At 58.0% G+C, this 25,608-nt stretch carries 26 protein-coding genes; 9 read left to right on the plus strand and 17 right to left on the minus strand.

Annotated elements, in window-relative coordinates; all coding sequences use genetic code 11:
* Positions 1 to 15: 15 nt before the first annotated feature.
* Genes NT179_06210 through rsmH form a run of 5 tightly spaced genes read right to left on the minus strand, consistent with a single transcriptional unit; the run spans position 16 to position 5,999 of the window.
* Positions 16 to 1,515 (minus strand): UDP-N-acetylmuramoyl-tripeptide--D-alanyl-D-alanine ligase, encoded by a 1,500-nt coding sequence (locus NT179_06210; protein MCX5721609.1) that lies wholly within the window; start codon positions 1,513 to 1,515, stop codon positions 16 to 18.
* Positions 1,512 to 3,029, minus strand: a complete 1,518-nt coding sequence (locus NT179_06215; protein ID MCX5721610.1) for a UDP-N-acetylmuramoyl-L-alanyl-D-glutamate--2,6-diaminopimelate ligase — start codon at positions 3,027 to 3,029, stop codon at positions 1,512 to 1,514. Before NT179_06215 ends, NT179_06210 begins: the two co-directional genes overlap by 4 nt.
* Positions 3,030 to 3,034: 5 nt before the next feature.
* Positions 3,035 to 4,753 carry a penicillin-binding protein 2 gene (locus tag NT179_06220; protein MCX5721611.1) on the minus strand — a complete coding sequence of 573 codons (1,719 nt, stop codon included), beginning with the start codon at positions 4,751 to 4,753 and terminating at the stop codon, positions 3,035 to 3,037.
* Positions 4,750 to 5,085: a cell division protein FtsL gene (locus NT179_06225; protein ID MCX5721612.1), complete on the minus strand. Its 336-nt coding sequence runs from the start codon at positions 5,083 to 5,085 to the stop codon at positions 4,750 to 4,752. Before NT179_06225 ends, NT179_06220 begins: the two co-directional genes overlap by 4 nt.
* The gene (gene rsmH, locus NT179_06230) at positions 5,082 to 5,999 is read right to left on the minus strand and encodes a 16S rRNA (cytosine(1402)-N(4))-methyltransferase RsmH (protein MCX5721613.1); all 918 of its coding nucleotides are present in this window, start codon (positions 5,997 to 5,999) and stop codon (positions 5,082 to 5,084) included. Before rsmH ends, NT179_06225 begins: the two co-directional genes overlap by 4 nt.
* A 330-nt stretch (positions 6,000 to 6,329) precedes the next feature.
* Here rsmH and NT179_06235 point away from each other — a divergent pair, with 330 nt between their 5' ends.
* Positions 6,330 to 7,277 carry a hypothetical protein gene (locus NT179_06235; GenBank protein ID MCX5721614.1) on the plus strand — a complete coding sequence of 316 codons (948 nt, stop codon included), beginning with the start codon at positions 6,330 to 6,332 and terminating at the stop codon, positions 7,275 to 7,277.
* Positions 7,278 to 7,291: 14 nt separating this feature from the next.
* Here NT179_06235 and NT179_06240 read toward each other — a convergent pair whose 3' ends face one another.
* From NT179_06240 to NT179_06250, 3 genes are all read right to left on the minus strand, one after another.
* The gene (locus NT179_06240; protein ID MCX5721615.1) at positions 7,292 to 8,320 is read right to left on the minus strand and encodes a hypothetical protein; all 1,029 of its coding nucleotides are present in this window, start codon (positions 8,318 to 8,320) and stop codon (positions 7,292 to 7,294) included.
* Between the two features lie 143 nt (positions 8,321 to 8,463).
* Positions 8,464 to 8,961, minus strand: coding sequence for a YajQ family cyclic di-GMP-binding protein (locus NT179_06245; GenBank protein MCX5721616.1), 498 nt, complete (start codon positions 8,959 to 8,961; stop codon positions 8,464 to 8,466).
* A 38-nt stretch (positions 8,962 to 8,999) separates the two neighbouring features.
* A complete protein-coding gene (locus tag NT179_06250) occupies positions 9,000 to 11,006 on the minus strand; it encodes a carbon starvation protein A (GenBank protein MCX5721617.1) in 2,007 nt (668 codons plus the stop codon).
* A 66-nt stretch (positions 11,007 to 11,072) separates the two neighbouring features.
* Between NT179_06250 and NT179_06255 the strand changes: the two genes are divergently transcribed.
* The 3 genes from NT179_06255 (at position 11,073) to NT179_06265 (ending at position 12,830) form a co-directional block, all read left to right on the plus strand.
* Complete coding sequence (locus NT179_06255) at positions 11,073 to 11,294, plus strand: DUF433 domain-containing protein (protein ID MCX5721618.1); 222 nt, start codon at positions 11,073 to 11,075, stop codon at positions 11,292 to 11,294.
* A complete protein-coding gene (locus NT179_06260; GenBank protein MCX5721619.1) occupies positions 11,291 to 11,611 on the plus strand; it encodes a DUF5615 family PIN-like protein in 321 nt (106 codons plus the stop codon). Before NT179_06255 ends, NT179_06260 begins: the two co-directional genes overlap by 4 nt.
* Positions 11,612 to 12,125: 514 nt before the next feature.
* Complete coding sequence (locus NT179_06265) at positions 12,126 to 12,830, plus strand: hypothetical protein (GenBank protein MCX5721620.1); 705 nt, start codon at positions 12,126 to 12,128, stop codon at positions 12,828 to 12,830.
* Between the two features lie 490 nt (positions 12,831 to 13,320).
* Here the strand turns inward: NT179_06265 and NT179_06270 are convergent, their stop codons facing one another.
* The 9 genes from NT179_06270 to NT179_06310 all read right to left on the minus strand — a co-directional run bounded on the left by NT179_06270 (position 13,321) and on the right by NT179_06310 (position 20,454).
* Positions 13,321 to 13,806, minus strand: a complete 486-nt coding sequence (locus NT179_06270; protein ID MCX5721621.1) for a nuclear transport factor 2 family protein — start codon at positions 13,804 to 13,806, stop codon at positions 13,321 to 13,323.
* Between the two features lie 302 nt (positions 13,807 to 14,108).
* Positions 14,109 to 14,498 (minus strand): type II toxin-antitoxin system death-on-curing family toxin, encoded by a 390-nt coding sequence (locus tag NT179_06275; protein ID MCX5721622.1) that lies wholly within the window; start codon positions 14,496 to 14,498, stop codon positions 14,109 to 14,111.
* A 3-nt stretch (positions 14,499 to 14,501) separates the two neighbouring features.
* A complete protein-coding gene (locus NT179_06280; protein MCX5721623.1) occupies positions 14,502 to 14,726 on the minus strand; it encodes an AbrB/MazE/SpoVT family DNA-binding domain-containing protein in 225 nt (74 codons plus the stop codon).
* Between the two features lie 127 nt (positions 14,727 to 14,853).
* On the minus strand, positions 14,854 to 15,873 hold the full coding sequence (locus NT179_06285; GenBank protein MCX5721624.1) for a lysylphosphatidylglycerol synthase transmembrane domain-containing protein: 1,020 nt from the start codon (positions 15,871 to 15,873) through the stop codon (positions 14,854 to 14,856).
* Entirely contained in the window at positions 15,866 to 17,293 is a 1,428-nt protein-coding gene (locus NT179_06290; GenBank protein ID MCX5721625.1) for a CDP-alcohol phosphatidyltransferase family protein, read from the minus strand. Before NT179_06290 ends, NT179_06285 begins: the two co-directional genes overlap by 8 nt.
* A 177-nt stretch (positions 17,294 to 17,470) precedes the next feature.
* The gene (locus NT179_06295) at positions 17,471 to 18,190 is read right to left on the minus strand and encodes a phosphocholine cytidylyltransferase family protein (GenBank protein MCX5721626.1); all 720 of its coding nucleotides are present in this window, start codon (positions 18,188 to 18,190) and stop codon (positions 17,471 to 17,473) included.
* Positions 18,187 to 19,269 (minus strand): aminotransferase class V-fold PLP-dependent enzyme, encoded by a 1,083-nt coding sequence (locus NT179_06300; GenBank protein ID MCX5721627.1) that lies wholly within the window; start codon positions 19,267 to 19,269, stop codon positions 18,187 to 18,189. The genes NT179_06295 and NT179_06300 overlap by 4 nt, the downstream gene beginning before the upstream one ends.
* Before the next feature lie 112 nt (positions 19,270 to 19,381).
* A complete protein-coding gene (locus NT179_06305) occupies positions 19,382 to 19,960 on the minus strand; it encodes a thiamine pyrophosphate-dependent enzyme (GenBank protein MCX5721628.1) in 579 nt (192 codons plus the stop codon).
* The gene (locus NT179_06310) at positions 19,957 to 20,454 is read right to left on the minus strand and encodes a thiamine pyrophosphate-binding protein (protein MCX5721629.1); all 498 of its coding nucleotides are present in this window, start codon (positions 20,452 to 20,454) and stop codon (positions 19,957 to 19,959) included. The genes NT179_06305 and NT179_06310 overlap by 4 nt, the downstream gene beginning before the upstream one ends.
* Before the next feature lie 120 nt (positions 20,455 to 20,574).
* Here NT179_06310 and NT179_06315 point away from each other — a divergent pair, with 120 nt between their 5' ends.
* The 5 genes from NT179_06315 (at position 20,575) to NT179_06335 (ending at position 25,606) form a co-directional block, all read left to right on the plus strand.
* Entirely contained in the window at positions 20,575 to 21,108 is a 534-nt protein-coding gene (locus NT179_06315; GenBank protein MCX5721630.1) for a hypothetical protein, read from the plus strand.
* 220 nt (positions 21,109 to 21,328) lie between these two features.
* Positions 21,329 to 21,832, plus strand: a complete 504-nt coding sequence (locus tag NT179_06320) for a hypothetical protein (GenBank protein MCX5721631.1) — start codon at positions 21,329 to 21,331, stop codon at positions 21,830 to 21,832.
* Positions 21,833 to 22,051: 219 nt separating this feature from the next.
* Positions 22,052 to 23,152 carry a tetratricopeptide repeat protein gene (locus NT179_06325; GenBank protein ID MCX5721632.1) on the plus strand — a complete coding sequence of 367 codons (1,101 nt, stop codon included), beginning with the start codon at positions 22,052 to 22,054 and terminating at the stop codon, positions 23,150 to 23,152.
* A 75-nt stretch (positions 23,153 to 23,227) separates the two neighbouring features.
* Entirely contained in the window at positions 23,228 to 24,541 is a 1,314-nt protein-coding gene (locus NT179_06330; GenBank protein MCX5721633.1) for a tetratricopeptide repeat protein, read from the plus strand.
* Positions 24,542 to 24,850: 309 nt separating this feature from the next.
* A complete protein-coding gene (locus NT179_06335) occupies positions 24,851 to 25,606 on the plus strand; it encodes a hypothetical protein (GenBank protein ID MCX5721634.1) in 756 nt (251 codons plus the stop codon).
* Positions 25,607 to 25,608: the final 2 nt, after the last annotated feature.

Genomic DNA, 25,608 nt, shown 5'->3' on the forward strand with positions numbered 1-25,608 from the left:
AACCACACCGATGCCTTACGATGCCTGCTTGATGACCGCCCTCATCCCCGTCAGAACCTGGACCACCTGCTCCATCTTCATGCCGCGAGAAGCCTTCACCAGCACCACGTCACCCTGCCGCACCATCTTCTTGAGCCGATCGGCCGCGGCCACCGCATCCGCCGCTTCCTCGATCTGCGCATCGGCCATCCCGCCGCGCCTGGCTCCCTCTGCGATGTCCCGACCCAATGTTCCACAGGCGATCAGCCGCGACAGACCCTGCGTGGCCAGGAACTGCCCGACCTCCCGGTGCATCGGGCGGCTCTCAGGGCCGAGCTCCAGCATATCTCCCAGGACGGCAATCCGTTCGCGCGCCGGGCTCCACTGCGCCAACAGCTGAAGCGCCGCTTTCATCGACGCCGGGTTGGCGTTGTAGCAATCGTTGATGATATGGACGCCATGATGGGTCACCACCTGCGACCGCATCGCGGCGGGGCGGAATCGGCCCAGCCCCTGAACAATCATCGAACCGGACAGGTTCAACGCCGCACCGACTGCCGCAGCGGCAAGCGCATTGGTCACGTTGTGGGCTCCATGCACCTTGATTCGCACGGCGATGGGACGGCTCTTTCCGGGAAGGTGCAGGCGGAAGGTCGTGCCCTGGCGGGCGTCGGACGTGACCTCGCTCGCGCGGACATCGGCCATCTCTGAAAATCCGAACGACATGACGCGGCATTGCGCGCGCGAGGCGAGATAGTCGAAGTAGGGATCGTCGGCGTTCAAGATCGCCGTGCCATCGGCCGGAAGCATGTCCAACAGTTCCGCCTTGGCCTGCGCCGAGCCTTCCATGCTCCCGAAGAACTCCAGATGATCGGGGCCGATATTGGTGATCAACCCGACCGTGGGCCGGACAATCTCACAGAGCCTGGTCGTCTGCCCCTGATGATCCACTCCCATCTCGATGACCGCCGCTTGATGGCGAGCTGTGAGCCGGAACAGGGTATGGGGCACGCCGATCCGATTATTGAAATTCCCCTCGGTCTTCAACGTGCGCCACCGCTGCGCCAACACCGCCGCCACCATATCTTTCGTCGTCGTCTTGCCGTTGCTGCCGGTCACCGCCACCACGGGGATCGAGAATCGGCTGCGATGATGGGTCGCCAACTGCTGATAGGCGAACAGGGGATCCTGCACGCCGAACAGAAAGGGGGCCGACCGTCCCTCAAAAAGCCGCGCCGACGCGGAGCCGGACGGCAGGCGGTATTCATCGTGCACGATCGCGCCAGCCGCGCCTTTCGCGAGCACGGCCGGCACGAACTCATGGCCATCGAACTGCTCGCCTCGCAACGCGACAAAAAGATCCCCGCGGCGAATCGATCGCGAATCCGTGCTGACCTGTCTGATCCGGCGCTTCCCCGATACCGAATCCCGGCCAGCGAGGATCTTCACGCTGATGACTTCCCGCAATTCTTCAACCGTAAAGAGTCCCATCGATTCCTCGCCCTGTCCGACCTTGGCTATGCCCTGAATCGTCACGCGCAACCCTGCAGCTGCTGGATCGCTTCGCGCGCGACCTCCCGGTCGTCAAAATGAAATTTCTTCGTCCCGATGATTTGATAGTCTTCATGCCCCTTGCCGGCAATGAGCACCATGTCGCCGCGGTGCGCCTCGCGGATCGCCGCGCCGATCGCCTCACGCCGGTCCGGCACCAGGCGATACTGCACATGGCTCCGGTGCGCCAGCGCCTCGCGCACGCCGACCTCGACTTCACGAAGGATCGCCATCGGGTCCTCGGTGCGCGGATTGTCGGAGGTCAGCACCACCACATCACTGTACTCCACGGCGGCGCGGCCCATCTTAGGCCGCTTCCCTCGATCCCGATCACCGCCGCAGCCGAACACCGTAATGATCCGATCGGTCTTTAAGACCTGGGCGGCCGTGAGCAGCCGGACGAGGGCATCTTCCGTATGGGCATAATCGACGACCACGGTAAAGTCCTGCCCCGACGAGACCCGTTCGAACCGGCCTGGGACATTCGTAATATGGGCAGCCGCTTCGCAGATCTGATCCGCCGTTGCCCCATCATGCAGCGCCACTCCGATCGCCCCCAGCAAGTTGTAGACGTTATGTTCCCCCACCAGCCGGCTCTCGACCGTGAACGAACCGGCAGGAGTCGCAGCGGTAAAGGTCGTCCCCGACAGAGAGAGACGCACAGCTTCCGCCTTGAGCTCAGCCTTGTTCTGCAGGGCATAACCCCAGACCGGCACAGGACAGGCGGCCCGGATCGCAGTCCCTCTCGGATCATCCATATTGACGATGGCGCGTTTCCCCGTCTTCTGCCCCCCGGCCAATCCGGTAAATAATTTCAGCTTCTCTGCAAAGTACTCATCCATCGTGTGATGAAAATCGAGGTGATCCTGCGTGAGGTTCGTAAAGACCGCCACGTCATACTCGCAGCCGGACGTCCGGTCTAACGCGAGGGCATGGGACGACACTTCCATCACGGTGGCATCGAGTCCATGTTCAACCATCTTCGCCAACAATTGCTGAAGATCGAGCGCGCCGGGCGTCGTGTGCGAGGCGGGAAAGGTCTCCTGCCCGATCTGATACCCCACCGTGCCGATCAACCCCACCTTCCGACCGATTCCTTCCAGCAACGATTTACAGAGGCACGTGGTCGTAGTCTTTCCGTTCGTGCCGGTCACGCCGATCATCTTGAGACGGGAAGAAGGATCTCCATGGAACCGGCTTCCGAGCAGCCCGAGCGCCTTGCGCGAATCAGCCACCAGCACGAGGGGCAACGGCCCTGAAGCCACAGGAACCTGCGCAACAATCGCGCCGGCTCCGGCCTTGATGGCCTGCTCGATAAAATTGTGGCCGTCGACTCGCTCGCCCTTGACGGCCACGAAAAGACTCCCGGCCGTGACCGCCCGTGAATCGTCCGTAATCCCCTGCACCGGACGAGTCATCTCGCCGCGCTGCTCCAGAATCGCGACCTGCCCACGGAGCGCCGTGAGCAATTGCGTAAGGGTGAGAGGATCGCGCGTCATAGCTATTAGTAGTCCCTCGTCGCTAATGCGATTTTCACTGTGTCCTCCCTGGACACTCCGAGATAGTTCAACACCTGCTCCCCGACCCGCCGAAAGACTGGCGCCGCCACGGTCCCGCCCCAGGCTTCGCCTTGCGGCTCATCGATGACCACGATCATGGCCAAGCGGGGCGATTCAGCCGGCACATAGCCGACGAACGACCCGACAAACAGAGTGGAGGAATAGCCGCCGGTTCGCGGATCGATCTTTTGCGCCGTCCCCGTTTTGCCCGCCACACGGAACCCGGGAATCGCCGCCTTCGTGCCCGTACCGTTCGTCACAACCCCTTCCAACATCGTCGTCACCGTCTTGGCCGTCTCCTCCGACACAACACGCCGCTTGGCGTGCGGCAGCACTTCCTTCAGGAGGAGCCCCTTCTGATCACGCACTTCGGACACCACATAGGGCTTCATCATCACGCCCCCGTTGGCGAGGGTCGCCACAGCCGACACCATCTGGAGAGGCGTCACCCCGATCTCCTGTCCCATCGAAATCGACGCCAGCGTGCGGCGGCCCCAGTCCTTGGGCGCCTTCAAGAGCCCGTTGACTTCGCCCGGCAGATCGATCTCCGTCCGTTGACCGAATCCGAACGCCTGGAGATAGCGGTAGAGCCGCTGGTCGCCGAGCGCCATCCCGGTTTTCGCGGCGCCGATGTTGCTGGACTTTTGAATCATCTCGGAAAACGTCATCCAGCCGAGCTTTTCATGGTCGTGAATCGTCGTACTCGCAATCGTCATCTTGCCGTTTTCACCGAAGATCATGGAGCCGGGCGTCATCACCTTTTCTTCCAGCGCCGCCGCCGCCACCATCGCCTTCATGGTCGATCCAGGCTCGTAGGTATCGGTCAGCGCGCGGTTACGCCACCGGTCCGGCGTCAACGAGCTGACGGCATTCGGATCGAACCGCGGACTGACCGCCATCGCGAGAATCGCGCCTGATTGCGGCTCCATAACAATGATCGTCCCGGACTTGGCATGGGTGCGAACGACCGTCTCGTCGAGTTCTTTTTCTGCAATGTATTGAATGACCTCGTCCACGGTCAGCGTCAGGGCCTGACCCGGCGTCGGCACTTGCTCTTTTACGCCCTTGGGGAAAATCGTGCGGCCCAGCGCATCGCGCTGCAGCACGGTCACACGTTTTTCTCCATGCAGTTGCGCATCGTATCGACGCTCAAGCCCCTCCAGCCCCTGCCCATCCATCCCGGAAAATCCAAGGACATGAGACAGCAACGGCCCATTGGGATAGAAGCGCTGGCCCTCCATCACCACCCCGATGCCGCCCAACGACAACTGTTCCAACCGCCGCCCCTGCTCAGGCTCGACCTTTCGCGCCAGCCAGACGAAACTCTTATTCTGCCGGAGCTTCTTCTCCAGCTCGCCGCTTCGAATATGGAGCACCGGGGAAAGATGGCGGGCCACGGCCGAGGGGTTCTCCAGCGACGTGGGCACGCCGAACACGGAGGGCACCTCCACATTCATCGCGAGCACCTTGCCGTGACGATCCGACACCATGCCCCTGGCACCCTCGAACGACACAGTTTTTTGATGTTGGCGATCGGCCTTGGCCGTGAGCTCTGCCGCTTGAAGCACTTGGAGCGTGACTAACCGAAACAGAATGATGCTGAACCCGCAGAAAAACAGGAACAGCATCACATAGCGACGACCGCGTGAGGGGCCGACTGTCACTCGTTTACTCTCCCGGTTACCACATGCCTCGCCAAACGAACCTGCTCCACGGGCGGAGACGACAAGCCAGGCGCGTCCATCGGCTGATGCACCATCATGACTTGTCCCTGCTGCGGCGGAAGCATCCCCAGCTTCTCCGTCGCCACCTTCGCGATCCGCTCAGGCGCCGCCAGCGAAGAAAACTTCACTTGCAGCTGATCCCGCTCCCGCTCCAGCAATATCTTCTGACTCTTCGATCGCTCGATCTGATACCCCAGCCGAACGACATCCACCCGTTCCCACACAAACACGAAGACCAACATCACACCGGCTAGAATCGTTAGCGTCTTCATGAATGACCCTCCATGGCTACCCGTTGAGCGGCGCGCAGCTTGGCGCTGCGCGACCGGGGATTCCTATCTGACTCTTCGCTGCTGGCGACCTGCGGTCTCTTCGTGAGCACCGTCAACAGGGGGTCCTCCTTGCCGGAGAGCGCCCGAAACGTGTGCTTCACAATCCGATCTTCGAGCGAATGAAACGAGATCGCACAGAGACGTCCGCCGGGAGACAACACATCCACCGCATCGCGCAACGCCGGCTCCAGACAATCGAGCTCCTGATTGACGGCAATGCGAAGGGCCTGGAACGTGCGGGTCGCGCAATGGAGCCGACCATGCCGGTACTTGGCAGGCACCGACCCTTCGATCACGGAAACCAGCTCCTTCGTCGTCGCCAGCGGATGACGCTCCCGCGCGCTCACGATGGCGCGCGCAATGCGCCGGGAAAACCGTTCCTCGCCGAATTGAAAAATCACGTCGGCCAACTGCGTCTCCGGCCATTGATTGACCAGATCGGCTGCAGTCCCGCCCGTCGATTGATCCATACGCATGTCCAACGGACCATCTCCCTGAAAACTGAAACCCCGAGCCGCTTCATCCAACTGCGGAGACGAGACTCCCAGATCGAACAAAATCCCATCGACTCGACTAATGCCATTCGCAGCAAGATGCTGCTTCAGATCCACAAAATGCCCATGTATAAGGAGTGCGCGGTCGCCGAATCGCGCGAGTCGTTCGCGACTCGCCGCAATAGCCATGGCATCGCGATCCAGCCCGATAAGCCTGCTACCAGACCCACTTGCCTCGAGAATTCTTTCAGCATGCCCACTGTACCCCACCGTGCAATCAAGATAGGTTCGGCTCTCTTCTTGAATAAGCCAAAACAGGACCTCTGCCGACATGACCGGTAAATGTCTAGAATCCTCCATAAATATCAGCGACCAAAGCCACCCACTTTCTCCCACATGCTGGCGAGTATACACCCACCAAAAGACTTGTCAATAAGAAATTCATGTACTTACGAGGCCTGGAGCCCCCTTCCGTTTAGCCCTAATGGTCCCCGCACCTGTGGATAAGAAATGACTGCACTTTTTTGTCCATCCAGATCCTGCCAGCTAAAGCTGGCTGCGGATCCGGAAGAAAAATGGTCGTTCTGGCCGATGAATAAGAACGCTGCCTCGCCAATTGAAAAATCTGCCGCCTACACGCAGTTGGAGGGTTTCGTTGACAAGAATTCCGGTCGGGTTGAGAATGATTTTATGTCTTTACTGAGCACAGCCAACGCCTTCCGCCTCATCCTCCTCATGGGAACCGTTATCCTGACGTGCAGCGGGACCAGCATCGCCACAGCGTCAGCCGCATCACCGCTTTACTGGTGTCCTGATCGAAAAGCGGATCAACAATATTCCGCCACCAAAGGCCCTGGATGCGTGCCGCTCGTTGAGAAAAAGAAAACAGAGACGACAGAGCAAACAGGCGAAGCTGCTGCGCGCGACCAACAGCCCCGCGATTTTAAAATTGAGAATCTGCAGCGCGAGGTCTCGACATTTCTGAACAGGTATCGCCTCTTTCTCGCTTGCTGCAAAACCGATCCGGACGAGCTTCAGCAGATTGAAGAGCTGGGAGAAGAAGTGGGAGAGCTGTTGTCTGCAACGCAAGCCAACCTCTCCAACTACGCCCTGGCAGCACGAGGCATCATGCTTCGCGAACTAATTACTCCTGTGGCCAAGGCCAGAGCCGACCTCAAAATCTTGCGCACGAGATTGGAACAAATCGGCGAATCGTCAGGCCGGCTCAGGCAGGCAGATGTTGAAGGGGCGGGGCGTGAGATCCGCAAGATACAAGAGCTTGAAGAGTCCATCGACCAAGACATTCGTGCGCCACAGCTACCAGGGAGCGCCAAAACTGGAGCGGATATCGGCGTCGCGCCAGCCGTGGGACCGAACATTGGGAAAACACCTAGGGCCGGATCAGCGATAGGCAGCGAGGGCCGGACCGGTCAGGATATCGGAGTCTCACCGAGAAGCAGCAGGGACATTGGCACCAGCGGCCCGAGCGGATTTGATATTGGCGCTACCGGACGAGCAGGCCCCGCGATCGGAGAATCGACGCTCAACAACGAGACCTCGTCAGGCGTGAACTCATCGCTCCAACGTTCAACTGTCGGCTCCAGCCTACAAGAACGCCCAACTGGCCCACAGCAGTAACGTCTCCCCGACCATCAGCCTCGCGGCGAATCTGCCACCACCGGCGGCATCGGCTCCCACGTCTCGCCCGCATCCTTGCTGCGATACAATCCGCTCCCGTTCGTCCCGAGATAAAACAGTTTCGGATCGATGGAACTCTGCGCCAGAGACCGCACGTTCGACGTCGCCAAACCTTTATTCATCATGGTCCAGGTGTTGCCGCCGTCTTCGCTCCGGTGGACGCCTTCCCTGCCGCTCAGATACAGCACGCCTTTTCTCGTCCGATCCAAGATCATCGAAAACACCATTTGGTCCTGCAGGGACTGGCCGATGCGCGCCCACGAGGCCGCCCCATCCGTCGTCTTATAGAGCCCTGCGAGCGTCGCGGCATAGACCGTATCCGGCTCATAGGGATCGACTAGAATCGCCGTGACATTCAAGGCGCGCGACGACTTGATGATGGCCGGATCCACCAGTCCGTTATTCACCTTCTCCCAATGGCCCGCTTGATCGATCGATTTATAGACGCCGCCGCTCGTGCCCGCATAAAGGATCTCAGGCCTCGTCGGGTCCAGGCCAAGCGTCACCACCATCAGCACCTCCTTCATGCCCTCCATCCGCTTCGTCCAACTGTCGCCAGCATCCTTCGTTTCAAACACGCCCATCGTTGTCGCGGCGAAGAGATGGTTATTGTCAGCCGGATCGAAGACGAACTGATTGACCACGGAGGAGACCGTCACATCGTCCAGGCCGGCTCGTTGCGAGACCCACCGCTGGCCTCCGTCGTAACTCTTGTACACCGCATCGCCCTTCGTGCCGGCATAGACCGTGGCAGGATAGACCGGATCGAGCGTCATCGAAATCACGCGTGAGTGGCTCATGCCCCGAGACAGATTCGTCCAGGTCAGGCCCCCATCACGCGTCTTATAGATGTAGTCGTTCGTCGCGACGTAGATGATGTCGGGATTCTTCGGATGAAGCTGGATCACAACAATCGCATCGCTGCGATTGCAGCCAGCGAGGGAGGCGACGAGGAGAAACGCGAGGAGAAGAATTCTAGCCATGCACAAGACCAGACTTTACAGGATGCTCAAACAGGTCATCCAGCAAGGCCGCAGGGAGATCAAGCGCCGAGGCGTGCTATCGTGCACGTTGAGGCGCTTGATCGACCGAGAACGAAGCTGGTGACCTGTTTCAGCATCCTGTCTTAGCGGTAGTTGGTGAACTGTAGATCAATCCCAAAATCCTGCCCCTTGAGAAAGGCCATGGCAGCCTGGAGATCGTCCTTGCTCTTGCTCAGCACGCGCACCTGCTCGCCCTGGATCTGCGCCTGCACTTTCAGCTTGGACTCCTTGATAGCCTTCGTCACTTCCTTCGCCTTGTCCGCTGCGATCCCGCTTTGAATCTTCGCCACCTGGCGCACCGTTCCGCCCAGCGCCGCTTCGATGGTCCCATAGTCAAAGGCCTTCAATGAGACCCCGCGCTTCACGCACTTGGCTTTGATAATGTCGATCACCGCATTGAGCTTGTACTCGTCGTCGGAGACCAGAGACAGCTCCTTCTCTTTCTCCTTCAAGGTGATTTCCGTCTTCGAGTCCTTGAAGTCGAAACGCTGCTTCACTTCCTTCGACGCTTGATCGACGACATTCTTCATCTCTTGCATATCCACTTCCGACACCACATCGAATGAAAATTGCTCAGCCATAGCTCCCCTCCGCTTCTCGCGCTTTTCCTGCTACCTATTTAACAGCAGCCGCCACCAGGCAACTGCAATCGCTTTGCTTCATCCTGACGAACTGTCGTCTGCAATCGTCCCGGCGTTCCCCCGCCTGCCATCACCACGACTTCGCTGCTGGTGAAGGGCCGCTTCAAGATCACATAGCCATACCACTGCCTGATACTATCGCCCAAGACGATCACCGCGAGCAAGGCCACCACCGCCACCAGCCCCGCATCCAGATAGAGGGCAAAGGCCTGCCCACCGTCGGCAGTAGCGGAGGCCTTGGCCACGAACAGGCCGAACATCTCATAGGACCCGACCAGGGTGACAGCCCCGACGAACAGCATCGGCAGCGCCGTAATCCAGAGATATTGCGCCTTCCGCATCTTGATGAGCACCGTCGTCCCGATGCAGAGAGCCAGGGTGCCGAGCAACTGATTCGCCGCCCCGAACATCGGCCAGAGCGTCGAGATGCTGCCAGTGCCGATGAGATAGGCCCAGGCCCCCACGATCAGCCCGCTGCTCACCGCCACACCGGGCCACCAATTCATCCGCCGCAAGGGAGCATAGAACCGCCCGCCCATCTCCTGAATGAGATAGCGCCCCACGCGCGTGCCGGTATCGATCGTCGTGAGAATGAACAGGGCCTCGAACACCAGTGCAAACTGATACCAATAGGCCATCAAACCTGCCATGCCGGGCAAGGCGGCAAAGATCGAGGCCATGCCGACCGCCAGGGACACGGCCCCGCCAGGCCTGCCAGCCACATCCGCCTCGACCAATTGCGAAAGCTCCTGAATCCGCGAGACAGGAAAGCCCATCGCAGCCAGCGCCTCAGGCGAGAGCATCGTATTGATCGCCAGATAATCGCCGGGGACCAACACGGATGCCGCAATGAGCGCCATCACCCCGACAAAACTCTCCAGCAACATCGCCCCATAGCCGACCGTGGCCTGGGATTCCCGCTCGATCATCTTCGGCGTGGTCCCGGACGAGACCAACGAATGAAAACCCGACACGGCCCCGCAGGCGATGGTGATAAAGAGAAAGGGAAAGAGCGTACCGGGAATAATCGGGCCGCCTCCGCTCGCGAAGATCGTGACGCGCGGCATCTCGATCGTCGGCGCCATCAGAATCACGCCCACTCCCAGCAAGGCCACCACGCCCAGCTTCATAAATGTGGAGAGGTAGCCGCGCGGCACCAACAACATCCAGCCAGGCAAAACTGACGCGAGAAACCCGTAGCCTGCCAGGCCCCACACCAGCGTCGTCCGCTCGAACTCGAACCAGCCGGCCACAGAAGATTGAGCGACCACCCGCCCGAAGATCACAGCCGCCACCAACAGCACCACGCCGATCAAGGAGACTTCCGCCACCCGGCCTGGCCGGAACTTTTGCAGATAGAAGCCCATGAGGAAGCCGATGGGAATCGTCATCACAATCGTGAAGGTGCCCCAGGCATTGCGATAGAGCGCGTTCACCACGGCAAAGCCCAGCCCAGCCAGCGCCACCACCACGATAAAGAGCACCGCCACCGCCGTGGCCGTCCCAGTGACAAGACCCAGTTCATCATGCGCAATTTCAGGAAGGGAGCGGCCATTCCGTCTCATCGACGCCACCAGGATAATAAAGTCCTGCACCGCCCCGCCCAGCACAGCTCCTATCACTAACCAGAGAAAGCCCGGCAAGAATCCGAACTGCGCCGCCAGCACCGGCCCCAGCAAAGGTCCTGCTCCGGCAATCGCCGCAAAGTGATGGCCGAACAGGACATACTTATTGGTGGGATGAAAATTGACGCCGTCATTCAACCGCACAGCCGGCGTGACCCGCTGATCGTTGAGTTCAACGACCCGTTGCGAAATCCAGCGGCCATAGAAGCGAAAGGCCAGCACATAGATACAGGCAGCCGCCACGACCAGCCAGAGCCCATTCACCTTTTCCTGTGGATGGGCGAGCCCTGTCACAAAGGCAAGCGCAACGGCACCGAGAATGGCGACCAGGCCCCAGATGAAGACTAAAAGGTGTTTCACGCGCGGCATACTAACAACCCGCTGGATGCTTGTAAATCAAGCCGAGTCTGGCTATCCTGATAGGCAATGGCACCCTCCAAAACACCTCTCATCGCCTCGTCACCAGATGTGCTCGGCGGTACGCCCGTCTTTGCTGGCACCCGGGTGCCAGTCCAGACCCTGATCGAATATCTGGAAGGCGGCGAAACAATCGACGATTTCCTTCAAGGGTTCCCGACCGTGACGCGCGACCAAGTGATCGCCTTCCTTGAAGAAGCTAAGACCCGCATGCTCGCCAAGGCTTCGTGAACATTCTTCTCGACGAGTGTATCGACCGACGATTCGCAAAAGAGATCGAGGGACATGAGGTGGTAACCGTCCCTCAGGCCGGATGGGCAGGGATCAAGAACGGCGAGTTACTGACACGAGCCCAAATGCAATTCGACGCCTTCGTCACCGTTGACTGCAATCTAGCCTTTCAACAGAATATCCCGCAGTTCACCATTGCGGTCATTGTTCTGCAGGCTCCAACCAATCGATTGAAAGACCTTCGCCCGCTCCTGCCAAAACTCCAGCAGATTCTTCCAATTGCTCCCAAAGGTGAAGTCAGCCGAGTGAGCCTGTAACAGGCACCTTCGAAGCACCAGCATTCACGGCGACATGCTCGGCACCCTAGGATAAATAAGAAGAGGGCAGCCTGGTCAATCTCTTGTGCTCGCGCAACGCGCGGCCTGAGAAGGATGGGAAGGGAGCCGCCGGACCATCCTTCTTGCTCGCAGAACGCGCACGATCAGAATGTGCTCGTCCGATGCGCGCAGTGAAGGACAGGCCGGCGACTCCCTTGGGAGAGAAGATGTGTCGTGTTTCTGAAAAGACCGCAAGAGGCCCTCGTTGGACGCGCGCAGTGAGAGATCAACCAGGCCGCCCCCTAGAGAGACAACGAGCGAGCTTGGAAGGAGCATCTGTAACCTCGCTCGACGCCCACAGTCGGACCGGCCGGCGCACCCCCTCTAAAATAACAATGAGCAAGCTTAAAAGAATCGCATGTAAACTGACTTGACCCGCGGTTTACAAAGCCGCAGGTCACTCTGTTGGTCTTTTGTCTGGTTGCTGCTATATTCATTGGCAATGATCAGACCTATGAAATCGAAAATCGACAAGAATTATCTCCTATGGCTCACTGGTACAGTTGTCATTGCCATTTTTTCAAATGCGATCTGGGAATTCTTAGTTAAGCCAGCTTTATTATCTGTCCAAAACGGCATTCTTAATCTTACGACCCTCGGTATTCGGAGTTTCAAAGATGCTATTTATGCCGAAATTGCGAAGGGCCACCATGATCGAGCAAGCGACGAATTGCTTTTCCTATTTGTTGCTCTGATGATTGGTGTAGTGGCGTTTATTAACTCTACCCACTTTGAGCGTCTTGGTCGAATAAGAAAGAAGCATAAGGAACTTGCCAAAAGCTTAGATCGCTTACAGCAAACTAGTGGCACCGACGAACCGCTTCACACAATTGAATCCATCAAGACTACTCTCGTATCGACTGAACGAAACCAGGTGATACTCCGGAGGCTGGCTCTTCTTTTTGCTGGACTTGCTCTGTTCTTCGCTATTAGCACCATAACTATGGCGGCAAAAATCAAGTACATTTCATCAGCTGTTACTTATTATGATCAGCTAATAAAGATCGCAACTCCGTACATAACTGATAGCCAGAGAAAACTTATCGATTCACAATTTTCGCAAATCAAAAAAGAAGAAGATTTTGACCGTATAGTGACTCATCTCAATTCCATCGCCATATCGAACAGCCAGACGGTTCCCGCGTTCAAAGTTTGGTAACGTCAAATCATTTCCATTTCCTGCTACCTCACTGCTACCAGGCCAGAACAAAACAGGCCACCTACGCCCGTTTCAGAGTTATCCTGGATCGTAGTTTCTTGTGGGGTTAGGTTGTCGGTGTGTGGATCGGGTGAAATTCGCAAACCGCAGGTCGATTGACGAATCCCTCTACCTCGGTATCGAGCGATGAGCCGTTCTTCTGCTTTTCCTTTGAGGGTGGGCTAGAGGGTCTCCCGCTGCGCGTGTCCAACGAGGGCCTTCTGAGGCCGCGCGTTGCACGAGCACAGGAGACCGTCTAGCCCGCCCTCCCATCCCCTGAGTCGCGAGTGAGACTTCCGGAATCGCCACCGATCGCCCGCCGACAAAGGTCAGACAGAGCAGGCCCAGCCCAATCCAGACCAGTTCACGGAATCGCCTAAGCGAGGTCCCTCTACCACCAAAAACCTCTTTTACCTGAAATGGCCGAAGCAGTCCCCCGGCCCGCTACCGATCACTTCTGCAAGAAGGGGAGTAGATCCGTGTGGTGGCCAATCATTTTCCACTTGCCCTGCTCTTTACGGAAAAGATTGGTGGCACGGATTTCAACTTTCTGAGGTTGGCCATCAGGCCCGACATTTTCCCCGACCTCGTAGTTACTGACGATGGCCAGATCGCGCCCCACAGTCATATGCATGTCCTTGGGTTCGACTTTGCCGCCGAGCTTCAAGCCCGCCTGCGCTTTCCATTCGGCCTGGACCTGGTTCCACCCGAAACGAAGGCCGCCTGAAGGGCCCATATAGGTAATATCGGCCGCGTGAGACCACACGTCCTCCATGGGCGCGGAACTCCCAGTAAAGAGGACGTTCAAAGCAGAATAGAACTGTTGCGTGGCCTTGGAAACTGCTTCCGTATCCGGCTTCGCGGCCTGTGCGGAAACAGTGAAGAGTCCGAGAACCGCACCGATCGTGATGGCAATACCGACAACCAGCGTCTTCATCTTCTGCTCTCCTCTTTATTGACGTCCAAGAATAAATGTCGCGCGGCAATTTCATCTCAGTGGCGGCGACTCTACAGGGGATCACAACATGACACAAGGTATCTCAGCGGCTGACTGACCCGATGCAACATACGTCTGCGGCCGCCCTACTACCGAAACAGGCCAAGCTAAGCCGATTGACGAGTCACTTTAACTGCCCCAGCGCTCTCACCCCCCACCCACTGACACGCCGCAGAGTACGCCTCTTCAATCCAGACGAGTTCGCGGAATCGCCGGAGCAACGCAAAGGCAATGTTGGCGGGTTATGGCTTGGCGTTTTCTCGGAAGAAGTCTGCAATGGCGTCTTTTCCAACTTGGCCCTGGGCGGCCTGTAAAACGAGCGTTTCAAAAGCCAATTCGTCCGCCTCAAGCGTGAGGCCGTTTAGCTTCAAGAATACGAACGCCGCCATTGTTCCCGCTCGCTTATTGCCATCAATGAAGGGGTGATTTTGAACGATATGATAAAAATACGCGGCGGCCATTTCGAACAAATCGGCATGAAGATATTGATCGCCAAACCCGGCTTCCGGCATTCCGAGTGCAGAATGCAACAGCTCAACATCGCGGACACCAAGACTCCCACCATACCGCCGAATTTGGTCGGCATGAATCTCAATGACATCCTCGATTGAGAGAAATATCGGGCCAGGCATTCGCTACGCCAACCTTTTTAGCATCTTCCCATATCGACGATTACCTTCCTCCAACGCCGCTTGGAACTTTTTCTCCCGCGCGGGAGTCTGAGCCGGTGTCACGATGAGACATTTCCCGTCTGTCTTGATGTTGAGGGGCGTGTCTGCATCGATCTCCAGGAGATCGAGCACGCCGCGATCAATCACCAGGGCCAGACTATTGCCGTGCTTCGTCAACTTCTTCACCATACGCACACCTCCATACTGGTACTACAATGTGGTACCAGTATAGCATCGGCGCTTCGCATGGTAAAGCATTCCGCTCTTACGCTTAGCCAGGGAGGGCACCGCTGTGTTTCTGGAGAAAGGGAAAATGTCAGGAATCGTCTCTTGAGTCGCGAGTGAGGTCCTCTTCAATAGCCACCGATCGCCCGCCGACAAAAGTCAGACAGAGTAGCCCCAGTCCAATCCAGACCAGTTCGCGGAACCGCCGCAGCAGCGCGAAGGTGATGCCGGTGACTTCGCTATAGCCGAAAGCTGTGAGCAGTAACAAATTGCCTCCGTCTTGGGCGCCAAGGCTGCCGGGAATGAAGAAGGTACCGCCTTTGATAAAGACGGAGAGGGCGCCGATGGAGATAGCGGAGAGGGCCATGGCAGGACCGCCGAGATAATAGATGATGACGTACACCTCCAAGGCCTCAGACAGCCAGCCCAACAAGAAGAGCCCGGTGGAGGCATAAAAGGCCGGACGTTTGTGGCGGTAGAAGTCCAAGATCGTGCGATCCAGCGACCGTAGCTTTTCCTCTCGCGCTTCGAGATAAGCAATCTTCAGCCCGACCTTCCGCAGAAATTCCAAAAGCCAGGTAAAGAGCCCTTGCCGCTGCACGAACACGAAGGCCGCTGTCCCGAAAGCCAATAGGCCCACGCTTAAGAGCGCCGCTGCCACGGTCTGACCGGATGAATCGTTCCCGCCCAACAGCCACACGCCCAACGCAATGCCGAGCAGAATGAACAGGACTTCGGCAATCGTCATCGTCGTTTTCGCAATGATGACCGAGGCGAGCCCCTCCACCATCGGCACATCGTGTTTCTTGAGCAGATAGGCCTTGAGCGGTTCGCCCCCGACATAAGCGGTCGGTGTGGTCATGTTCACCACTTCCCCTGCCGTCCTGATCGCAAGGATGCGCCAGAAGGGAATCGCCTTGGCCGAGGGCCCCAGCGTCACTTTCCACCCGTAGGCTTCGATCGCATACATGATGACGGAGGGAATCAACATGACGAGGAGCGCGACCGGCCCGAGCTGCGCCGCCGCGTCATAGATATTCCCAGGACCGATATGCCAGACGATAAGGCCGAGAGTGAGGAGACCGACGATGAGTAGGAAGAGTCTAAACACTGGTAGTAGCGGAAGGTCTGATTACCCAGAGCATCAAACAGGAAAACACCATGGAACCGATTGAGGCCATCCAGAGGAACCAGTCCAGCTTGCCCAGGATCGCGAAGAGCAGCACGACAACGGAAAAATCGCGGCTCGCAACGTTCTTGAGCATGAAGTCGGCCCAGGCAGCCTGCACCGGGGTCTTCCAGCAGTTTGCGGATTTAATCTTCTGCGCGAGGGTGACGAACCAGAACGACAGTCCATTGCCCAGGATCGCCGCAGCCCCAAGAGCCAGGGGAATCCAGGCGCCCTCGCTCCCGGCCAGACGCAGGTAGGAGCCCACTGCGATGCCGGCGAAAATCGCCATATGCACCACGTTGTCCATCGCGATATCGAGCCAGGCCCCGAAGGGCGACTCGGTGAAGGTCAACCGCGCCACTTCTCCATCGCAACAGTCGATGACCGCCGCGAGCTGGAACAGGAGCGCGGCCACGATGCCGGAGCTGTAGGTTCCGAGGCCGAAGCCCGCGGCTGAGACCAGCCCGACCACCGTCGCAATCATCGTAATGGCGTTCGGCGAGAGGCCTGAGGCGAGAAAGAGACGGGTGAACCAGCGGGAAACCTTCCGATTGAAAAACCGGTCGACGAATCCTTCGAGGTCGCCCTTGAGGGAATTGAAGAGCTTCTTCTCGGCAGCCTTCACATCGGCTGCCTCGCGCACGATCTGATACCAATGGAAGCGGTTCGTTTCGGTGGATAGAACCCGCACCTGCCCCTCCACCGCGGCCAATTCGAGCCATCGGCGCACCGGCACGATACCTGTTTCCAAACCGGCTTGCCCGGCCGCCTTCATGAAGCTGCTCGGCAGCACGACGAGATCCGTGGCGATCAGCGAGGCCTCGTCCTGTCTCGATGTCATGGAGAGGAGTCGTCCCTCCTGCACCTTCACGCGCAGGCTCGACCGGCGGGGCTGTCGATCCCGTTCGTGATGGGCCTGTGCGACGACGATCGCCTGACCCTCCTGCACCTCCCGGCGCAGACTCTCGATCAAGGGGCAGGAAAAGATTCCTTGCACCCCGGACAAGAGACAGAAGCCACGCACTTCGGCTGCGAGGGCTTCCCAGGTGCGGGCATCGTCCAGAGGAAATTCGCGAATCGGCATCCAGCGCACGGGGATCGTCACGCGGGGCCCTTTGCCCAAGGCCTGTTTGAGTTGATCCTCTTCCGGACCGACCAGAACCATGAGTTGCCGAATGCCGGCTCGCTGCAGCGTCAAGACCGTCCGATGGAAGAGGCCGATGCCCACTACGCTCGTAAGCGGACCGGCATCATCGGCATACAATTCGGCCGGCTCGCCGAACAGACTGACCGAAGGCAAGAGAATCGCCGTGCTCAATCCCTGCACGTCTGTCTGTTTCTGAACTGCGCTTTCGTTCATAGTTCTCGTCGCTCGTATCTCGTCAGAAGAAAAGAGCATATGGCGTATGGCTTATGGCTGGAATTCAGAGCTGGAACTGCCGAGCCAATGTCGGCTCCTCTTCCTGAGAAACGGTGCGTTTCCAAGCCATCAGCTATAAGCCATTAGCTATCAGCTCCGCCCTCCCGCTACCCCAGGTTACAGTTTCGGCAACACGTCCCGTTCCGCTTTTTCTATGTCTTCCAGGAAATCGATTTCGGTCCAGGGGAGCCCGCCGATCTTCTCATGCCCGACTTTGACGTCGGCGAAGAACCCGACCAGCGCATCCTCATATTCCATCTGCCAAGCCTCACGGTCCACATGGGTCTTGAGCGAGGCCACCACGTGGGGCGCATCGGCATGACGGACCTTGAGGAAGCCCACACCTTCTCCGGCGTAGTCGTAGCGCGAGGGCATTTTCTTGGTCAGGGCGATCACGCGCCCTCCCTCGACCACGACCATACATTCTTCTCCGGTCTGCTTGACGGTTTCGTCCATGAGCAGCGCGTTCGCGCAGGGGGATTGCACCAGGCGGCGCAAAATCTCTTGATGGAACAGGACATCCGCATCCATGACGATCGCATCGTCGTCCAGCGCGTGGCGCGCAATCCAGAGCGAGGAGATACTGCCACGATGGAACTCCTCGTTGACGAGGAAGTTCACGCGCACGTCACAGGAGTTCGCCTCCACCGCCGCGCGAATCATCTCCTGTTTGTAGCCCACGACGATGTCGGCGCGCTGGATCCCAACGCTCCGGAGCGACGTGAGGTAGCGATGCAGGAGCGTCTTCCCGCCGATCTCGATGAGACATTTGGGCCGGTGCTGCGTGACCTGCCACAAACGTTTCCCGACCCCGGCCGCGAGGATGATGGCTTTCATGCTTTCGTACAGATCCGTTCAAACGCGTCGAGGAATCCGACGATCTGCGGCTCCGTCAGGACGCCCATGTTGGCCACGCGGAAGATCTGGCTCTCGAATTGGCCTTGGCCCGCGTAGATCACGTAACCCTGCTCTTTCAGCTTGTCGTGCAGCGACTGATAAGTGATGCCTTCTGGGAGATGATAGGCCGTGATCGTGTTGGACTGTTTGTCGGGAGTCAGGACCGGCTTCACGCCCAGCTTCGCCATACGATCACGGATCAGCGTCGCGATCTTCTTGTAGCGCTGAATCCGCTTGGCGACCCCTTCCTCCATCAATTCGTTCAAGGCTTCGTCGAAGGCATAATAGATCTGCACGGCCGGCGTGAAGGGAGTCGTCCCGGCTCCCTGGTTATCCACATACTGCGTGAGGTGGAGATAGACCGACCGTCTGGGATAGCTGCGCATCTTCTCCAGGAATCCCTTGCGGATGAGCACGAAGCCCAGGCCCGGGAATCCCTGGATGCACTTGCCGGATGTGCCGGCCACCATATAGATGTGGGGACCTGCGATATCCAACGACTCTCCTGCCAAGGCGCTGACCGCGTCCAGAATGAAGACCCGGTTCTGACTGTCGACCACGTCCGCGATTTCCTTGACCGGATTGATGAGGCCGGTGGTCGTCTCATGATGGACCATCGCCACGGCCTGCACTTCCGGATGTTGCCGGAGCGCCAGCCTGAGCCGTTCAGGATCGGGCTTCGTCGTCCAGTCGTATTTGAGTTCGGACACGCCCAGCCGATAGAGGCCGATCATCTGGGAGATGCGCTCGCCATAGACGCCGTTGTTCAGCACCAGCATCCGCTTGCCTTGCGGGAGCGACGACATGACAGCAGACTCGACCGCCGCAGTCCCCGATCCGGTCAGCACCACGGCGGCATAATCCGCCTCCGCGCCCGGCACAAAGAGCTTCAGCAGCTTCGCCTGAATCCCGTGGAGGAGCTCCGTGAACTCCGATTCCCGATGGCAGATATCAGGACGCAACAAGGCCTGCCGCACCCGCTCCGACACATTGACCGGTCCTGGATTCAATAAGATCATCTTGTTCCTTCCCACTACCCTAATTAAGTGATCGAGACCGCTCCGACTGCGCGCGTCCAACGAGGGTCTTCCGAGACCGCGCGTTGCGCGAGCAAGGAGGCGGCTCGATCGCTTATTCGATCGCTTTCATGAACCGCTTTGTTATGTCCGGCGGATCCAGCATCACGCGTCCGGCATCTTCCACCATCTCGTTGACTTTCACCAGCAACATGCTCGGCCCGTCCTTCTTCAGCATGTCCTTGAACTCGTAGACGAGGTCTTCGCGTTCCCGCACCCGCTCGACGTTCACATAGCCTGCCGCCTTCGCCACCTTCTCCAGCGGCACCACATTGGAAATCGTCGGCTGATTGCCGGTCGTCCCGTAGACTTCGTTATCGAAGACCACATGGATGAAATTTTTCGGCTTGAGCGCGCCGACCGTAGCCAGGGTGCCCATCCCCATCAGCACGTTCCCGTCGCCGTCGAAGATCACCACTTGCTTCTTCGGCTTGGCCAGCGCCACGCCCAGCCCGATCGCCGCAGCCGATCCCATAGACCCGATCATGTAGAAATGGGTCGGTCGGTCGGCAATTTTCTGAGCTTCCCGCGAAGGGAAGCCGTTGCAAATGATCACCGGCTGGTCGGTGAGCAGCTCCATCAAGGCCGCCATAGCCATCGCCCGACTCTGCATGGTTCCTTGCTCCGGCCTCATGGGTGCAACCCTTTCACGACACCTTTGGTAATCAAGAGGGCGACGGGGACCCGCTGCTTCATGAAAGTCTCCGCCAGCCATTTCAGATCCTCGACCGCCGTCTTTTCCGTCAGGGTGCGGTGGGGGATCTTCATGATATCGAGAAAGGGCTCCATCACCTCGCCCATCACCAGATGCTCCGGCGCATCCTTGCCATGCTGGCCGCGCCAGGACACGATCAGGATGCAGGGCTGGCGGTAAATCGCGTTCAACGAAATAATCGTATTGAGGGACGTGCCCAGCCCGGAGTTCTGCATGAGCACGGCCGGGATCTTGCCGGCCATATAGGCCCCGGCTGCCATGGCCACCGCTTCATCTTCTCGCACGGCCGGGACATAGATCCGCCGTTCCATCAACTCGGCAATGATGCCGCCCAGGATCGAGTCAGGGACCCCCGTAAAGAAATCCACCCCGATATCTTGCAGGGCTTGAACGAATGCGTCGCTTTCAATCATCGTGTCGGTTCCTCGCCGCTAAGCACATGGAAAAACGCGCCATTATAAGCTATGCCTCGCGACATTCTCAACAAAACTGAGGGAGTTGCGCCATCAAATCGACCGTGGTAGCGTTCTGCCATGATTGAACGGCAACGGAATCGCACAGGCCTGTACTTACTCCTCTTGGGACTCCTCCTCTCAGTAGGCCATCCCCTGTCCGCCCAGGCAGTCCCGATGGTCAACGATCCGAACGGGTTCCAGAACCTGACCTGGGGCGCCACCCTGACTGAACGGCAGGATCTGGAAGTCGCCCGAGCAGGCCCCCATGTGAACGAATTCCAATTGCGGAGCGGCGCGCCGTCCTATGCAGGGATCCCGGTCGAAAGCGTCCGCTTCTTAGCGGTCGACGATCAATTTGCCCGTGTGACCATCCGCTACCAGGGCGACGATCGCCACAAACAGATCCTGACCTATCTTGAACAACAGTTCGGCTCTCTGGATCGTATCCCGGGCCAGATGCTGCGGGGCCTCAATCAACAATATACCTGGCGCGGCATCGATACGGAGATCAGCCTGACCTATCATGCCAACACGGAGCGGGGATTTATCTTTATCGATAGCCGGACCCTGGCTCCCCGGTTCAACGACCGCATCACCGATTCAGCGGAGTAACAGGATGCTGAAACAGACCGCCAGCACAACGACCGTATCTCGTGAAGCATATCTCGTCCGGGATAAGAGCGTATGGCGAATGGCGTATAGCTGGGAGCAAAGATCCTCCCTTTCTTCATTCCGGACCATAACGCTATGGGCTATAGGCCATATGCTCTTCTCAGGAACGAGATACGCTTCACGCTTCACGAACGACGGACACACCATAAGGACGGCCTTTTTGAGCATCCTGGTCCAAGCGCTCAGTGTGCTCGCCCTCTCCGCCAGCCTGGCCTTTGCCGTGCCGATGCAGAACGACCCCAACGGCTTCGAAGGTATTCCCTGGGGCGCCGCCTTCTCGGAAACCGACACCTTCGTCAAAGTCGAGGATGCCGGCCGCGCGCAAACCTATGAACTGAAGACTGGAGCTCCCTCACTCGGCCCTGCGAAGGTCGATTCCATGCGGTTCCTGACCGTCGACGGGAAGTTCGCGCGCGTCACGGTCCGCTACCAAGGCAAGACCACCCACGAACAGGTCCTGGCCTATCTCCAATCCCGCTATGGTTCGCTCGACCGCACACCGGGACAATTCACCGGAGGGCCCGTCAAGTTTTACAGTTGGACCGGCTTCGAGAGCGACATCAACCTCCGTTACGAAACCGCCACGGACCGCGGCATCATTTTCTTCGAGAGCCAGGAACTCCGCCTCAAAATCACCGAGGGCAATTCCGCCACCGTGTTTTAACCGGCCGCCTCTCGCACATTTTCCACTCGCCTCGCATCAGACCAGCTCCACTCCCCATCGCGCCCCCCAGCCAAACCGCATCAATTACTTACAATACAAGAACAACCTGCTACTGTAGCCAACCTTTCACGCACATGAACGGAATGTCCTGGCCCTGCAAGACAAAATCTCCGAGTGAAAACTACCCACAAGATATGTAAAGCCGATAACGGAGGGACAATGAAACGCCATCTAATTTCTTTAACCGGCACAATCCTTATTATGCTTGCAGGCATGGCGACGTCAGGGTGCTTATCAATGATGGCCCCGTCACCCCACATAGGCAACTCACTGAACTATGTCCGCCAACACAAGGGTGAAGGTACGAGGCGTGCCCTGCTGGGCAACGAAACAGAACTGATGGGCCAAGCGGCAAAGAGCTTGGAGGAGGCAAGTTTCACCGTCATTCGGGAACCTCACGCGATCTTGGGCAAGATCGCGTTTGGCGACCTTGATGACGATCTCCAATCCTACGCCTTCTATTTCTATCCATCCCAGGCCAACGGCCACACCGATGTCGAAGCCCTCACCGCAAGCCGTTGGCTGAAGGATCAACAGCAACAGGAACAGCAGAAACAGGCATTACCACACTTTTTTCCCTTAGCCTATATACACACGAGACTTCAGGAGGACGGATATGACCCTAACGTAAAGGAAGGGCACATGTTCGCGTTAAGCAGGGCTGCATTTTATGGTTATCGGGGGACCGCAAAGAAATTAATAAGCAAAGGTGCGAATGTGGATGTATCGATCAGTGAACTAGAAGCATTTGCATCGAATGCTTCGGCCGGCGCCAGGCTCAATTCCCAATATTTGGACAGGCCTGCTAACAAAAGAGCATATGATATATCCCAAATTAACTATGGCAAAGCCAATGCAGGCGTTGAGTTGCTCACTGGACTAAAAAAATACGCCAAGCGAAATGGAACCGAGAGAGAAAGCGAAACCCGTTTTCAGGAAGCGTTGCGAACCTACCAAGCGGCGGCGGTGAAACCTCAACTGCCTGAAACCGCCAGGCAACTCATGGTTCAGGCCAATGGCGCCGTCCGCGACAAGGATTACCAGGAAGCGACCGACCTTTACGAGCAGACACTGGTGCTCGCCCCCTGGTGGCCGGAGGGGCACTTCAACCTCGCATTGGTATTAGCTGAAACCGATGATCCAGACCGGGCGATCGTCGAGATGAAACGCTACCTCGCCCTCGCGCCCACTGCGCCGGATGCACGCGCCGCCCAGGACAAAATCTATGATTGGCAACGCAAAGCAGCGAAGCTCCAATAACATGCTTATAACGCGGACAGGAACTGCAAGTAGGAACTGGCTGCACGAACAACGAACAAGTAAGGAGACGGCCTGATGAGCGGTACACGGAACGCTATTACATCCGCAAGAATGGCAGTCATCCTCTTGCTATGGACAATCGCAGGAACAGGATGTGAGACCACCCGCCATACGATCGACTACGAGAAACAATACCCCTCGGCTCAACAACGGATCGCAGACAGGCCAGCCGTCCTGCTGCAGGTTGAGGATGCAATCCCGGAGGAAGAGTTCAGGAAAGCTCAGAACTTTCTCGGCGAAGACATGACCATGTTCGCGACCAACGTGTTCATCATCCCAATGAACAAATATTCAATTTATTCCGCAGATCAGCCACGAAGCCAGCTTGTCGGCTCTGTGCTGCAGGAACATTTCTCCACAGCCGGACTACCGACACTCGCTCTCTCCGGGCAGAAGCCTGGCCCATTCGACGAAGGGGCGCGCGAGGCGCTATCCGTGTCGGTCCGGGTCAAGAAACTGGCAGTCACGACGTCCTTCTCGGGTACGATCCTGCCGTTACTCTTCACGACCATCATAACCTTTCACGATAAACAGGTTGATACAGTCCTCGACTGCCAGATCACTCAGCCGGGCAGTCAAGCCGTGCTCTGGAAGGGGACCCTGTCTGGCAAGGCGGAAAGCAAAGAACTTGAAAAGATGGACGAGACCGCCAGAGCGAAGGTCAAGAACTTGGATGCGTGGATGGTGCATGAAGCGATCGACCGGGCAGTCTCGGCCTTTCTCACCCAATCACAGGCGATACAAATAGCCGTACGACTGCGAAACGAGACCTTCGCGAAAGCGATGAAAACAGCTCAGGACACAGAGGCCGGTGGCAATCTGCGAGCGGCACTCAATCAATACGGCCGCGCCTACCGCGCAGCCGGCGACAGCGAGCAATCGCTGGCCGTCATTAAGACCGTGGCCGAGGTGGTGCGTAAGTTACCGAACAGACCGGAGCTGCCGGAGGACGCGCGACGATACGGTGTGCAGGCCAACACGGCAACGGAGCGTAAAGGCTATGACGAGGCGATTACGTTGCTCTCTCAAGGCCTGGAGGCGGCCCCTTGGTGGGCGGAAGGCCACTTTAACCGTGCGCTGCTTCTCGCCAATCAGAATCGCTATCAAGAGGCCGTGACCAGCATGAAACAGTTCCTGATACTGACGCCGAATGCCCCGGACGCACGGGCCTCGCAGGACAAGATCTATGAATGGGAGCTAAAGGCCGGACCCGTAACGGCAAGCGGCCTCTCTGCCAATCCTGGCGCATCGTCATCTCCATCTTCTACCTCTGGACCAAGGGGTCTATCACTTGACGATACGATCCGTGGAGTAGTCGAGAAAAGATAACGTCTCAACATAGGGCTGTTCTACTTACGTGGAGCACGATCGTACGTAGCAGCGAAGGAGGAGAGGGCGATGCATGCACTTTATCGATCAGTTGGGACCGGGTTCGTCATCGCCCTATCACTGACGACCTTCCTTGCCTCCTCGGCCCATGCCTGCTGTAGCAATTACGCAGAATTCGCTGCGCAGTGTCGTGCACAGGGCGGCATCCCCGGCTTTGGCGCGACGTGCAAGCCTCAGAGTAGTGGAGGGTCAAGCGGTGGCTCCGGCTACTCTGGCGGAAGATCAAGTTCGAACCAGCAGATGCTCGGCATGGCCAACGCCTTGGGAGCCGCATTCGGGGAGGCGCTTAAGCAACAAGAAGCGGACCGGGCTCAAGCACGCCAGCAAGAAATGGAACGGGCGGCAATAGAGATGGCCCGGTTCCAAGCCGAAGAACAGGAACGCATGAAACAATTGGAAGCGCGGCACCAGAAATTGCTAGGCAGCCTGAAGGGAGGGCTCGGCAACACGGAGCTAGGGCTGAAGCGCATGGAATCAGGAACGCTGGAACTAAAGAGCGGGACCGCGATGTTTGGACAATCGAACGTGACCGGAACGTTGAAGTACGGCGAGGACACTACAGGCCTGACACTCAAGATGCCAGAGGCACCTCCAACACCGACGGGCAAGGTCGTGGACATGGCCACCATGGATAAAGTTTGGCAGGACTATTATCAGGCCGCTGACAAGGCAGCTCAAGCGGACCTGCGGCGTCAGCAACTGGAAGAAGAGAAGCAGCTGGCCGAACAAATCAAGAAGGAAGCGGAGAAGAAGTATCAGGAACAACAGCAGCGATCGGCATTGATCCAGAAGGATCAACCGTCCAAGCAGGAGGCAGACGACAAGCTGGCTGAAGCAGAGAAGCTCCTGAACCAAGCGACAGACCTGGACCGGAAGGCAACTCAAGATCTGAACAGCGCAAAACAAGATCTCAAACAGGCCAAGCTCGATCTCGACCGAACCGAGAAGGAACGCGCCAAAGCGGAGAAGAGCTTAGTCCAAGCCGAGCAGGGACAATCCAAATAGCG

The organism is Nitrospirota bacterium, from assembly GCA_026387665.1.
Classification (GTDB): Bacteria; Nitrospirota; Nitrospiria; order Nitrospirales; family Nitrospiraceae; genus Palsa-1315.

Excerpts from the sequence above, each read along its gene's own strand:
- NT179_06315 (MCX5721630.1), top strand. The coding sequence starts at position 20,575 with ATGATTGAACGGCAACGGAATCGCACAGGCCTGTACTTACTCCTCTTG.
- NT179_06290 (MCX5721625.1), bottom strand. The coding sequence starts at position 17,293 with ATGAACGAAAGCGCAGTTCAGAAACAGACAGACGTGCAGGGATTGAGC.
- NT179_06325 (MCX5721632.1), top strand. The coding sequence starts at position 22,052 with ATGAAACGCCATCTAATTTCTTTAACCGGCACAATCCTTATTATGCTT.
- NT179_06300 (MCX5721627.1), bottom strand. The coding sequence starts at position 19,269 with ATGATCTTATTGAATCCAGGACCGGTCAATGTGTCGGAGCGGGTGCGG.
- NT179_06225 (MCX5721612.1), bottom strand. The coding sequence starts at position 5,085 with ATGAAGACGCTAACGATTCTAGCCGGTGTGATGTTGGTCTTCGTGTTT.
- NT179_06215 (MCX5721610.1), bottom strand. The coding sequence starts at position 3,029 with ATGACGCGCGATCCTCTCACCCTTACGCAATTGCTCACGGCGCTCCGT.
- NT179_06305 (MCX5721628.1), bottom strand. The coding sequence starts at position 19,960 with ATGAGGCCGGAGCAAGGAACCATGCAGAGTCGGGCGATGGCTATGGCG.
- NT179_06270 (MCX5721621.1), bottom strand. The coding sequence starts at position 13,806 with ATGAAGACGCTGGTTGTCGGTATTGCCATCACGATCGGTGCGGTTCTC.
- NT179_06265 (MCX5721620.1), top strand. The coding sequence starts at position 12,126 with ATGAAATCGAAAATCGACAAGAATTATCTCCTATGGCTCACTGGTACA.
- NT179_06330 (MCX5721633.1), top strand. The coding sequence starts at position 23,228 with ATGAGCGGTACACGGAACGCTATTACATCCGCAAGAATGGCAGTCATC.
- NT179_06255 (MCX5721618.1), top strand. The coding sequence starts at position 11,073 with ATGGCACCCTCCAAAACACCTCTCATCGCCTCGTCACCAGATGTGCTC.
- rsmH (MCX5721613.1), bottom strand. The coding sequence starts at position 5,999 with ATGGAGGATTCTAGACATTTACCGGTCATGTCGGCAGAGGTCCTGTTT.
- NT179_06245 (MCX5721616.1), bottom strand. The coding sequence starts at position 8,961 with ATGGCTGAGCAATTTTCATTCGATGTGGTGTCGGAAGTGGATATGCAA.
- NT179_06310 (MCX5721629.1), bottom strand. The coding sequence starts at position 20,454 with ATGATTGAAAGCGACGCATTCGTTCAAGCCCTGCAAGATATCGGGGTG.
- NT179_06280 (MCX5721623.1), bottom strand. The coding sequence starts at position 14,726 with ATGGTGAAGAAGTTGACGAAGCACGGCAATAGTCTGGCCCTGGTGATT.
- NT179_06235 (MCX5721614.1), top strand. The coding sequence starts at position 6,330 with ATGTCTTTACTGAGCACAGCCAACGCCTTCCGCCTCATCCTCCTCATG.
- NT179_06240 (MCX5721615.1), bottom strand. The coding sequence starts at position 8,320 with ATGGCTAGAATTCTTCTCCTCGCGTTTCTCCTCGTCGCCTCCCTCGCT.
- NT179_06295 (MCX5721626.1), bottom strand. The coding sequence starts at position 18,190 with ATGAAAGCCATCATCCTCGCGGCCGGGGTCGGGAAACGTTTGTGGCAG.
- NT179_06275 (MCX5721622.1), bottom strand. The coding sequence starts at position 14,498 with ATGCCTGGCCCGATATTTCTCTCAATCGAGGATGTCATTGAGATTCAT.
- NT179_06335 (MCX5721634.1), top strand. The coding sequence starts at position 24,851 with ATGGCCAACGCCTTGGGAGCCGCATTCGGGGAGGCGCTTAAGCAACAA.